Below are 12,714 nucleotides of genomic sequence, written 5' to 3' on the forward strand. Positions count from 1 at the left end.
AGATGAAAACAAATGAGGAGGAAATGAAATGACAAATGTGATTAGCTCAAACTTAGGTTACCCAAGAATCGGGAAGAAAAGAAAATGGAAGCGCGCCTTGGAAGGATACTGGAATAAGCAATTATCCGAAAAGGAACTTTTAGAGAAAACTGATGCCATTAGATTCGCAAACTTAAAAAAGCAAAAAGAAATTGGTATCGATCTTGTACCGGTTGGCGATTTTACACTATACGATCACGTCCTAGATACTTCCGCTATGTTCGGTGTTGTACCAGATCGTTTTAACTATGATGGCGGAAAGGTTAACCTCGAAACATATTTTGCTATTGCTCGCGGTACAGAAAATGCGGTTGCCTCTAAGCTTACGAAATGGTTTAATACAAACTATCATTATATCGTTCCAGAGCTTGAAAATGTGACACCAACGTTAACAGAAAATCTCCCGCTAAAATTCTATAAAGAAGCAAAAGAAAAGTTAGGAATCGATGGGAAGCCTGTCATTTTAGGTCCAATTACATACCTAAAATTATCAAAAGGATACGAAGAAAATGATTTCTCTAACGTCTTGCAACGCTTTATACCTTTATATGTCCAACTATTAAAAGAGTTAGAGGAAGCCGGTGTCTCTTGGGTACAAATCGATGAACCGATTTTAGGAACTAATCTATCAAAAGAAGTTATCCAAAAAGCAAAACAAGTTTATGAGCAATTTCATAATGCAGCACCTAAATTAAAGCTAATTTTACAAACCTATTTCGAGCATATTATTCACTACGAAGAAATTATCGAGTTTCCTGTTCAAGCAATCGGACTTGACTTTGTCCATGGAGAGTCGCTAGAGCTTATCAAACAATTCGGATTCCCAGAAGATAAAGTACTCGCAGCCGGGATTATTAATGGGCGCAACGTTTGGAAGGCTGACTTGGAAGCTAAAACCGACCTGCTCGAAACAATCTATCAAACTGTTAAAAATAAGCAAATCATTATCCAGCCTTCCTCATCATTATTACATGTTCCAGTCACGAAAGAATCTGAAGCACAACTTGATTCCAATGTAAAAAATGGTCTGTCCTTCGCGAATGAAAAGCTTGATGAAATTGTAACACTTACAAAGGGATTACAAACTGGGAAACAGACAATCGTCCAAGAACTAGCTAGAAATAATAAGGAACTTGAACAGTTTAACCATTCTACACACAGAAATAATGAAATTGTTCGAAAGGAAGTCGAAGCACTAGGAATTACGGATGCACAACGTTCCTTACCATTCGCTGAACGAATTCAGAAACAGCATGAGGTCTTGCAATTACCATTACTTCCGACGACAACTATTGGCAGCTTGCCACAAACCCAGGAAGTTAGAAAAAAAAGAACAAAATGGCGTCAGGGAACAATTACAGAAGCTGAATATGAACAATTTATTAGAGATAACATAACAAAATGGATTCATATCCAAGAGAAAATTGGGTTAGATGTACTTGTACATGGCGAATTCGAACGCACAGATATGGTCGAATACTTTGGAGAAAAGTTAAACGGCTTTGGTGTGACAGAATTCGGATGGGTCCAATCCTACGGTTCACGATGCGTAAAACCGCCATTGATTTTTGGTGATGTTTCGTTTGACACAGCGATGACTGTAAAGGAAAGTATTTTCGCGCAATCCTTAACAGACAAACCTGTAAAAGGAATGCTCACTGGTCCAGTAACTATTCTAAACTGGTCTTTTGTCCATGACGACGTTCCAAGAGAAACGGTGCAAAACCAAATCGCTCTCGCTCTACGAAAAGAAATTAAAGCACTTGAGACAAGTGGAATTAAAATTATTCAAGTTGATGAACCAGCATTACGTGAAGGACTTCCACTAGATGAAAAAAAACAAAAAGCGTATTTAGATGCTGCAGTATATGCATTTCGCTTGGCAACATCTTCTGTTCAAGTTCAGACACAAATTCATACCCATATGTGCTACTCTGAATTCCAAAAAATCTATGATGCAATTGACGGTCTTGATGCAGATGTTATCTCAATTGAAACCTCACGTAGTCATGGTGAAATTATATCTGCCTTTGAGGAAAATACGTATGAGAAGGAAATCGGACTTGGTGTCTATGATATCCACAGCCCACGTGTTCCAGATAAAAATGAAATCAAACAAAATATTAGCCGAGCATTAAAAACGATTCCTACAGAGCAATTCTGGATCAATCCGGATTGTGGATTGAAAACAAGAAGCGAGGATGAAACAGTTGAAGCATTAAAAGCGATGATCCATGCTGCAAGGGAAATTCGCGAGGAACAATTGACTTTTCAAAAATAGCATCCAGCCGATTCATTACATTCAAATCCAAAAGCCCCTAAACGCAAATTAGCGTTTAGGGGCTTTATCAACTATTTCTCATTCGTTTTTAGACATATTTTGAATAAAACGCAATCCACCATTACTGCATCACAAATCTTGTCCTGCTATAGCCTTCTTTCATCTTTTTAACCTCCAGCATTGCAGGGAACATGCTTTTCAGCTCCTGCACATGGGATATAACACCAATCATTCTACCTGATTGCTGTAGGGCAACCAAAGTGTCAATTGCCTTTGTTAACGACTCTTCATCTAATGAACCAAAGCCTTCATCGATAAACATTGTATCAATCGAAATATTGCCTTGAAAGCTTTGAATAACATCAGACATGCCAAGCGCAAGTGCAAGGGATGCATTAAATTTCTCTCCCCCTGATAATGTTTTAACATCGCGGGTTTGCCCGGTGTACGCATCATAAACATCCAGTGCTAGTCCACTTTGCTTACCATGTGATTCTTGGCGATCACTTCTCGTTAGATAATATTGACCATTTGATAGCTCTCTCAATCTCATATTGGCTGCATCAATGATTTGTTCTAAATATTCGATTTGTAAATAGCGTTCAAAGGAAATCTTCCGATCGTTTTGCCCTCTGAGCACATCATATAATTCAGATACTGCAGCTAACCGTTTCTCATGCTCTTTCACATGGCTCTCCGCTTCCATAATATGAACCTTCAAATCAATTGCTCCTTGATAGCTATCTTTTGAACGATTCCAAGTACTTAAAGCAAGCTCGTATGCTTGTTTTAATTCATCTAGTTGCTGCTTGAGGGCCGTTAAATCGATTCTTGATTTTTCTTTTAACACCTCTTTCAAATCAGCGACCTGTTCAGTTAACGTAGATAGACTTTGTTTAAATTGATCAATCTCATTTTTCAATATCTGTTGATCTGGCGGAGACATTTTCGCCTCTCGATATACTTCAATAGACTCGAACCCAGCATTTAGCATTGCTTCATGAAACTGATTCTCTGCTAGCTGCCTTTTCTTGTTCGTTTCGTTTAGCTGTGTTTTTGCATGCGTTCGATTTGCAGTAACGCTTGTCTGCTCTTCTTTCGCCTTTTGCAATCCAGATTGAGCTTGTTCCCACTCTTTCTCTAGCTTTACTTTCATTTCTCTTGTTTCTTTTAATTGTTTCTCTAGCTCTGTTAGTACCTTCACTTCATCTGGAATATTACGTAAGCGTTCTTCATAAACTGCTTTTTTCGATTCATAAGAAGTTACCAAATCTTGATATACTTTTTCAAACTGATCTCTTTTTGGTTCTAATTGTTTAATTTCAATAGCTATATTTTCTTGAATCTCTTTTTGTTCCTCTAACTTCTTGCGTTTTTTATCCAATTCCGTTACGTCAGACGCTAGCTTTTTCCCTTCTTCTACTAATTGTTCAAAAATGGACGAAACAGATTCAAGAGGTATCGTGCATTTCTTTATTTCTGTTTCCTTTTCCTGTAACTGGGATAGTTTTGCCTTTAGATCAGCTAAAGTATTCCGATATGAATCATCCTTTATGTCTAAATCTTTTTTCAATGTTTCCAGTTGCTCTTTCGTAAAGGCGTCCTTCTCCATCGTCGCTTTATTCGGATGTTCGATACTCCCGCAAACCGGGCAAGCTTCTCCATCATGCAAATGATTTGCCAACACAATTGCTTGATTAGCAATCCACGCTTCTTCTTGGCGCTGATACTGTTCCTTCGCTTTTGAAAAATGCTCTTTTTTTAGTGTAACAGCTTTTTCCAGCTCATCTTTTTGCTTTGATAGATCAATATAACCTTGCAGCAGCTTTGCACGTTCCCTCATCTCGAGCAGTTGCTGTTTCTTATCATGATATTGGTTTACAGCCTCCTCAAGCTGCTTGATTTGAATTTGACATTTTTCTGCCGCTTCTCTTTTGGTTTTAATCTCTTTTCTGATTTTTTCCAAATCAGCTCTAGTCAGCTTTCCCTCTCGAACAAGCTGATCTAATTCACCCTTTTGCATGTCGATATCTTTTACAATAGGTAGATAATCCGTTAATCGATCTAGTTTTTTTCCAGTTTCTTCTCTTACATCTTTTTTATTTTCCGCTTCCTTATAATAGGATGTCGCTTGCTCAAGTTTTGTATCAGCATGCTTCTTAGCTGCTTCTGCATTTTCTAATACACGTTCTTTTTCAGCTGCTTCTCTTTGCCAATCCGAGACCTGCTTTTCATAAATTTCAATCGTACTAGCTCGTCCTGCTGCTTCCAATTGTTTTTCTTTTGCAGCGAATACTGGGACTTGCTCTTTTTGTTGCTTCAGACGCTTTTCTTTTACATCCAATTCATCAAACCGCTCATTTTGTGCATGTGCTTCATGGAAAGCATTTTGCTTCTCATCGTGTTTGCGATACGCTGCATCATAGGCTTTTTCATCAATCTCGATTTGCCTAAGATAATAATCAGCTTCCACTTCCAGCCCTGCAACTATTTGTTGTGTATGGTAATGTTCTGCTGATAAAACATGAGTTAAAAGAGAATCCTCACGTTCTGGCAATACCGAATAAATCGTAGTTATATAGTGATCAAGCGTCTGCCTTACTTGGTTATATTGCTGCTCCACTGTGTTTTTCTTATTTTTCAGCAACTCACTAAGATGTTTATAGTGCTCTGTTTTAAAGAGCCTTCGTAATATAGCTTCTTTATTTTCTGTATCCGATGTTAGCAGTTTACGGAATTCACCTTGTGGCAGCATAACAATTTGTTTAAACTGGTCTTGTGTTAATCCTATAATCGCTTCTACCTTTTTATTTATTTCAGAAACGATTTGTCTATCAACACATGGAATCTCTTTGTCGTCTATTTTTTCAAAGAACTCATAACGTTCACCTGTTTTTGATTTGTTTCCTTTTTTCACATGACCTAACTGCCGGAGTATGCGATACACACGTCCGTTTAAGGAAAACTCCAATTCTACAGCTGTATGGGTATTATCATCGGCAAAATCACTGCGCAATGCCTTTATATCTTCGCGATCCGAACCACTTGCACTGCCATATAATGCAAAAGCAATGCCATCAAAGATTGTTGTTTTCCCCGCACCAGTATTACCAGATATAACAAATAAATTCGTCTTATCCAGCTCTCTAAAATCTACGGTTTCTGTATTTTTATACGGACCAAATGCCGTCATTGTTAACTTTAGTGGCTTCAACTGGTTTTTACTCCTTTCTGCTGTATCGCCTTAATTCGTTAGAGATGCTTTCTGTTTCGGTATTACTCTTGTTTCACTTGCATCCTTTAGAAGTTGATCTAATGTTTCTTTAAAAATAGCTTCCATTTCTTCTGTTGCACTATTACCTTTTACTTCATTATAAAATGCCTGAAAAAGATCCATGTCACTCATCTTGCTTCGATTAATCGAACGATCTTCTGCCTGCGCAAGAGGTGTGACAGAATAGTTTTTACGTTCCACATGCATCGCGTTCGGATAGACAGATCGCACCTTTTCCATCGGCGACAATACCGGAGTCTCATCCAATAACCGAACAAAAACATAATCTTGATTAATTGGGTGATTTAATAAATCATCTATGTATGCTTCAACGGTACGAATGTCTCTCCGCGGTTTCAAGAGACGTTTTTCAACTGTGGCATTTCCTAAAGAATCCATCTCGACAATATGAAATCCTTTTTTATGATGCTCCTCGGATAAAGAGTATTTTAAAATCGATCCAGCATAACGAATTTTCTCATCCATTACATAATGAGCCTGATGCAAATGCCCTAATGCCGTATAATGAAATGGCATATAGTGTTCACTAGCAACATATTCTGCACCACCAATTGAAAGCGGCCGCTCCGAATCACTTGTATTTTCTTCTTCTTTCGCATAGGGAGTCACAAATGCATGACCAACAGCAACATGTCGGGCATTGGCATCCATCTGCATGGTAATTTGTTCGATAATCTTTTTTGTTGCGTCATCATGTGTTCGGATATCCTCATCTTCCAAAACATTCCTTACCACACTTGGGTCGCAGTACGGAATGAGGTGAAAATGCACCTCTCCAAATTCGTCTTCTAAAACAACTGGCTCTATATGGTTTGTCAGATTACCGACAATATGAAAACCATGATGTTTCATTAAACTGCTCCCAAAATTCAACCTGCTCGGACTATCATGGTTACCTGCTATCGCGATTACAGGTGTTTTTAATCGATGCACAATTGTCTCTAAAACTTCGTCCAATAAGTGAACTGCTTCAATTGGCGGAACCGCTCGATCATATAAATCACCTGCGATAATGACTGCATCTGGTTTTTCTTCCTCCACTGCTTGAATAAGTTGTTCTAATACATAACGTTGATCTTCGGTCATATAAATTCCCTGGACAAGTTTTCCTAAGTGCCAATCCGCAGTATGAAAAAACTTCATTGTATCTCCCCTCTCCAGTACACTAGATAAATAATCTGCTTGCACTTAATCAAAAACTACTTAATTCTTCTGTTTTAATAGTATTGATTACTACTATAATAAGAGAAAAGGAACTTAGCCCCTTTCACAAAATATCGAATCTAAATCTATAATGAGTATACTGCTCTTCTTCCATTGAATCAATGTTAGGAAGCCTGGTCATAATTCATATTTCTACCAGCTATATTTAGTAGATTTGCGAATTTCGAAACTATTATCCGATTAAATTCTTTGTTTTGATGTGGAATTTAGCTATTAAAATAAATTCTATTAAAGTTAAAACTTTTTGAAAAAGTAAAGTTTAGACTCGCATGCAGCCATTGTGTTAATGAGTAAACCTATTCGATTCGGTTGCTCAATTTACTTCCTGCCTTTCCCGGATGCAGTAGTCATGCTCTGACACAGCCAGAACGAACACAAATAAATAACCCCGATACACGAATCGTATCAGGGTTATAAACTATTTACTCATTTTTATATCCCCTTGCTTGGCTCGTTTTAAAAAGCTGGCAAGGATTATAGCTACTGCGATAATAAAGGTCGAAATAAAGAATGCATCATTAATTCCACCTAGCATTGCTTCTAAAGCTATTTGTTGCTGCACCTCCGAAGTCGGACCGCCTACTACTGCCTCAGTTAAACGGTTTGCATACACATTTTCTCGAATTGACATGATCGTTATTAACAATGCAGTTCCAATCGCTCCAGAAACCTGATTCAGCGTATTATTCATCGCTGTTCCATGCGGGTAATATTCAGCAGGCAACTGATTTAAGCCGTTCGTAGATACCGGCATCATAACCATGGATAGACCTAACATACGCATTCCATGCAGTGCCATTAACGTAATGTAACCTGTCTCAAACGTTAAGTTACTAAAGCAATACGTTGTAATTGTCATAATCGATAAACCAACAAGCGCCAGTACTCGCCCGCCATATCTATCAAACAGTCTACCTGTGATTGGTGACATAAATGCATTCAGAAGAGCTCCCGGTAATAGCATTAACCCCGTATCCATTGGCGAAATCCCACGAATCGTTTGTGCATAGATCGGTAACAAAAGAAAACCAGAAAACATTGCAATATTAACGACCATCGATATGATGGATGCCAACGTAAACATGGGATATTTAAACACATTGAAATTTAACATGGGCTTCTCAAGCTTTGATTGACGAAGGATAAACCAGATAAGCGCAATAACCCCAAGGATAATTGTTCCATATACCTGTAAGCTATCCCAGCCCTTTGATCCAGCAGAGCTAAAACCGTATAATAATCCTCCGAATCCAATACTGGACAAAATTAAAGAAAGAATATCTAACGTAATAAACACTTTTTCTTTCTTATCCTTTAATAGAAAAAAGCCGAGCAAAAATACAACAGCAGCAATTGGAGTTATAAAATGAAATAGCATTCTCCAATCATAGTGTTCAATAATCCAACCAGAAAGCGTTGGTCCAATTGCTGGAGCAAACATTAAAATCAAACCGAAGACTCCCATTGCAGTTCCTCGTTTAGCGATTGGAAAGCTTATTAACATAACATTCATTAATAATGGCATCATAATTGCGGATCCAGATGCCTGAACCATTCGCGCAGCCAGCAAGATCGGGAATGTATGCGCAATACCTGCAATTAAAGTTCCACAAAAAAACAGACCCATTGCAACTAAGAACAATCGGCGAACAGAATATTTTTGAATTAAAAAAGCTGTCGTTGGAATCAATATACCATTAATTAACATATACCCCGTCGTTAACCACTGGACGACAGATGTACTTACATCAAGGTCTAACATGATAGATGGCAGTGCAACATTTAGCAGTGTATTATTTAAAAATGAAATAAATGCACCAACCATAAGTATTGCTAAAATACCATACTTTGGCCGGTCATTATGATTGATTGATGGTTCCATAAATTCTTCTCCCTTACATTAAACTATACATTGATCACCCGAATTTTTCTAATGACATAAATCATATCATATACCTTTAGTCCACATAATACAAATAAATTTTTTATTGTCTTTATCAAGTTTATGAACCGATTCATAATTCATTCAATTTTTAATAGACTATGAGTCTAGTATGAAAATACAGCTAAATTAGAAAAAACTTTCCTTCATTAATAGTGGGAAAGTTTTTCATTAGCTAACCGCAAAAATACGGAGCACATTTTTGCAATTAAAGCAACTATTTTTAATACCTACGTGTCCAAAATTTGCCTATCTCCACCAAATCTACAAATCTTCATGAACATTTTGTGAAGCATTTCTCATACTCTTGTATTTTTATCGTTTGCGTACTATTATATAGGACGATAATTGTGTTTACCTTTATATTGGCGCAAAAAAACAGATAATTTAACAGAAAGGGGTATATACATGAAACTTAAATGGACCCTACTAACATTCATTTTCACTATAGCTACAGTGTTAACAGGTTGTGAGCCATTACTTGTCTTAGATCCAAAAGGACCACAAGCTGCAACGACTGCTGATGTTATATGGTTATCCATCATTACTATGGCATTCATTGTTATTACCGTACTTGTATTACTTATCATTATCCTAGTAAAATACCGCGCATCTAAACAGGATGATGATTATGAACCACCACATATTGAGGGGAATCCTATTGTCGAAGGAATTATTGTTGGTATTCCAATTTTAATTGTTATCTTCTTATCTATCGTTTCTGTTGTCTCAACATACCAAGTTGAAACAGTACCAGAAGGATATGAGGATCAGGAACCGTTGGTGATATATGCTTCTTCATCTAACTGGAAATGGCATTTCAGCTATCCAGAGCAAGATATTGAAACAGTCAATTATGTATTTATCCCAACAGATCGTTCCGTCCAGTTCAAGCTTTACTCACATGGTCCAATTACAAGCTTTTGGGTACCGCAGTTAGCCGGACAAAAATATGCGATGGCAGACATGGTAACGACAATTAATTTAGCGGCTGAATCAGCTGGAGAGTTTATGGGTAGAAATGCAAACTTTAGTGGTGAAGGTTTTGCTGAAAACACATTTAACGTTATCGCAATGCCGCAAGATGAATTCGATACTTGGGTAGATGATATTCATGCTACGGCTGATCCATTAACAGAAGATATATTCAATGAATTATTAGAACCTGGTCATCTAGGTCAACTTGCTTTCACTGGAACACATTTAGAATTTTCACCACCACCTGAGGGTGAGCATGGTGGGCATAATCACGGTTCATCTGATGATACGGAACAATCCGAGGATGAACATGATGATTCAGAACACGATCATCATTAATTGAAAGACTACGAACAAAACAGCTAGATTACTAATCTAAATGTACTTGAACTTCTCGAAAGGAGTAACAAACATGGAATTTTTTGAAAGATTCGCTATACCCCATCCAGATCCAATGATCTATGCATCTATGGTTGCAATTGTTCTTGTTTCCATCGCAATCGTTGCAGGATTAACTTACTTTAAAAAATGGGGCTATTTATGGAACGAATGGTTAACAACAACTGACCATAAACGAATCGGGATTATGTATTTGATTTCCGCTTTAGTCATGTTATTCCGTGGTGGTGCGGACGCTGTCATGATGCGTCTTCAGCTTTCTAGCCCGGAAATGGAATTTTTAAACGCTCAACATTATAATGAGGTTTTTACAACGCACGGAGTTGTAATGATCTTCTTTATGGCAATGCCGTTCGTTATTGGTTTAATGAACTACGTTGTGCCACTGCAAATTGGTGCTCGTGACGTTGCTTTTCCGCGACTAAACGCACTTAGCTTTTGGCTATTCTTTGCCGGAGCAATGCTATTTAACATATCGTTTGTTATCGGTGGATCACCTGACGCTGGTTGGACCAATTACTTCCCACTAGCAAGTAATGAGTTTAGCCAATCTGTTGGTGTTAACTATTACATGTGGGCTCTTCAAATTTCTGGAATTGGTACACTAATGACAGGAATTAACTTTGTTGTAACGATTTTCAAAATGAGAGCTCCTGGTATGAAATTAATGAAAATGCCAATGTTTACATGGTCAGCTCTTATCACAAATGTTATTATTGTATTTGCTTTCCCAGTGTTAACTGTAGCGCTCTTAATGGGAACGTTCGACCGTCAATTCGGTACATCATTCTTTGCAACAGGTAATGGTGGTATGGATATGTACTGGGCCAACCTTTTCTGGGTTTGGGGCCATCCAGAAGTTTACATTTTAATTCTGCCAGCATTCGGTATTTACAGTGAGATTATTTCGACCTTCTCACAACGTAACTTATATGGGTATAAATCAATGGTAGCTTCCATGGTACTAATTTCCCTACTCTCATTCTTTGTATGGGTACACCATTTCTTTACAATGGGACAGGGAGCATTAACTAATAGTATCTTCTCGATTACAACAATGGCAATCGCCATACCAACCGGGATTAAGATATTTAACTGGCTCCTAACGATGTGGAAAGGTAAGATTAGGTTCACCGTTCCAATGCTTTATTCAGTAGCCTTCATCCCACTTTTCACAGTTGGTGGAGTAACTGGAGTAATGCTTGCAATGGCAAGTGCTGACTATCAGTATCATAATACGATGTTCTTAGTAGCTCACTTCCACAATACAATTATTCCTGGTGTTGTTTATGCGATGCTAGCTGGTCTTACGTATTGGTGGCCAAAAATGTTTGGCTTTATTCTGAACGAGCGAATTGGAAAATGGGCTTTCTGGTTTAATGTTGTCGGCTTTGTTTTAGCTTTCTTCCCGATGTACATCACTGGATTAGACGGGCAAGCTCGCCGTATGTACACATACTCAGAGTCAACTGGATTCACTCCATTGAATATGCTTTCGTTTGTAGGAGCAGGTTTAATGGCAATTGCATTTATCCTGATCGCCTATAATATTTTCTATAGTATTAAAAACTCACCTAGAAACGTTGGTGACGATCCATGGAACGCACGTTCATTAGAATGGGCAACGCATAACCCGGTTCCTGAATACAACTTTGCAATTGAACCTGAAGTAAATTCCAGTGAAGCATTCTGGGATCATAAGAAAAAGAAACATACTTTATTCAAAGGTAAAATCGATAAAATCCATATGCCAAATAATAGTGGTATTCCAATTATAATGGCAGGTATTTTATTTGTATTTGGATTCTCGTTCGTCTTCAGTATTTGGCCGGCTGTTATCATTGCTGCCATTGCCTTCTTCGCATGTATGATGTACAGTTCATTCGAAAATGATCAGGGACGCTATATTTCTGCTGACGAAGTGAAGGAAACGGAAGAGAAATTTGGAGGTGCTTCGAAATGAAGATAGATCACTCGCAACCTCTTGAATATAGCACACACAAAAATGAAATGAATATATTAGGCTTCTGGATTTTCCTGGGTGCTGAAATTATGCTTTTTGCAACACTATTTACATCCTATTTCATATATGAAAACAGATTTGGAAATGGGCCAAGCGGTGCTGAAATCTTTGAAATAACACCTGTTTTAATCGAGACAGTTGTACTTTTAACTAGTAGTTTTACAATCGGTCTTGCAATTAACGCTATGCGTTTAAACCGACCAAAAGCAATGTTGTGGTTCTTAGGTATCACGCTCCTCCTTGGAGCGACGTTCCTTTCGGTTGAGATTTATGAATTTGTTCACTATTATCATGTAGGAGCAACATTACAAACAAGTGCATTTACTGGTATTTTATTAACAACACTTGGAACACACGGTGCTCACGTAACATTTGGATTGTTCTGGGGAATAGCTATCTTCTTGCAAGTTAAAAAGCACGGGCTAAATCCAGAAACAGCCAATAAATCATTTAATTACTCACTGTACTGGCATTTTCTAGATGTTATGTGGATTTTCATTTTCAGCTTCATCTACTTGAAAGGAATGATGTAA

7 protein-coding genes are annotated in these 12,714 nt (G+C 37.8%); 4 read left to right on the plus strand and 3 right to left on the minus strand.

What is annotated here, in order from left to right:
• The first annotated feature begins 28 nt into the window (after window positions 1-28).
• On the plus strand, window positions 29-2,320 hold the full coding sequence (gene metE, locus NYE61_RS04770; protein WP_303450194.1) for a 5-methyltetrahydropteroyltriglutamate--homocysteine S-methyltransferase: 2,292 nt from the start codon (window positions 29-31) through the stop codon (window positions 2,318-2,320).
• Between the two features lie 121 nt (window positions 2,321-2,441).
• Here the strand turns inward: metE and NYE61_RS04775 are convergent, their stop codons facing one another.
• The 3 genes from NYE61_RS04775 to NYE61_RS04785 form a co-directional block, all read right to left on the minus strand.
• Window positions 2,442-5,534 (minus strand): SMC family ATPase, encoded by a 3,093-nt coding sequence (locus NYE61_RS04775; protein WP_303450197.1) that lies wholly within the window; start codon window positions 5,532-5,534, stop codon window positions 2,442-2,444.
• A 30-nt stretch (window positions 5,535-5,564) separates the two neighbouring features.
• Window positions 5,565-6,758 carry an exonuclease SbcCD subunit D gene (locus NYE61_RS04780; RefSeq protein ID WP_339316961.1) on the minus strand — a complete coding sequence of 398 codons (1,194 nt, stop codon included), beginning with the start codon at window positions 6,756-6,758 and terminating at the stop codon, window positions 5,565-5,567.
• A gap of 499 nt (window positions 6,759-7,257) precedes the next feature.
• Entirely contained in the window at window positions 7,258-8,721 is a 1,464-nt protein-coding gene (locus NYE61_RS04785; RefSeq protein ID WP_095307446.1) for a DHA2 family efflux MFS transporter permease subunit, read from the minus strand.
• A gap of 468 nt (window positions 8,722-9,189) precedes the next feature.
• On the opposite strand from NYE61_RS04785, the gene qoxA reads away from it, so the two are divergent.
• The 3 genes from qoxA to NYE61_RS04800 all read left to right on the plus strand — a co-directional run bounded on the left by qoxA (window position 9,190) and on the right by NYE61_RS04800 (window position 12,714).
• Entirely contained in the window at window positions 9,190-10,098 is a 909-nt protein-coding gene (qoxA, locus tag NYE61_RS04790) for a cytochrome aa3 quinol oxidase subunit II (RefSeq protein WP_118890290.1), read from the plus strand.
• Window positions 10,099-10,171: 73 nt separating this feature from the next.
• Window positions 10,172-12,121 (plus strand): cytochrome aa3 quinol oxidase subunit I, encoded by a 1,950-nt coding sequence (gene qoxB / locus NYE61_RS04795; protein ID WP_095307449.1) that lies wholly within the window; start codon window positions 10,172-10,174, stop codon window positions 12,119-12,121.
• A complete protein-coding gene (locus NYE61_RS04800) occupies window positions 12,118-12,714 on the plus strand; it encodes a cytochrome (ubi)quinol oxidase subunit III (RefSeq protein WP_095307450.1) in 597 nt (198 codons plus the stop codon). The genes qoxB and NYE61_RS04800 overlap by 4 nt, the downstream gene beginning before the upstream one ends.

Origin of the sequence: Oceanobacillus sp. FSL W7-1304 (assembly GCF_037969805.1) — a bacterium.
In the GTDB taxonomy this organism is placed as follows: Bacteria; Bacillota; Bacilli; order Bacillales; family Amphibacillaceae; genus Oceanobacillus; species Oceanobacillus profundus.

Coding starts and splice junctions, on each gene's coding strand:
- qoxA (WP_118890290.1), top strand. CDS start 9,190: ATGAAACTTAAATGGACCCTACTAACATTCATTTTCACTATAGCTACA.
- NYE61_RS04780 (WP_339316961.1), bottom strand. CDS start 6,758: ATGAAGTTTTTTCATACTGCGGATTGGCACTTAGGAAAACTTGTCCAG.
- metE (WP_303450194.1), top strand. CDS start 29: ATGACAAATGTGATTAGCTCAAACTTAGGTTACCCAAGAATCGGGAAG.
- NYE61_RS04800 (WP_095307450.1), top strand. CDS start 12,118: ATGAAGATAGATCACTCGCAACCTCTTGAATATAGCACACACAAAAAT.
- qoxB (WP_095307449.1), top strand. CDS start 10,172: ATGGAATTTTTTGAAAGATTCGCTATACCCCATCCAGATCCAATGATC.
- NYE61_RS04785 (WP_095307446.1), bottom strand. CDS start 8,721: ATGGAACCATCAATCAATCATAATGACCGGCCAAAGTATGGTATTTTA.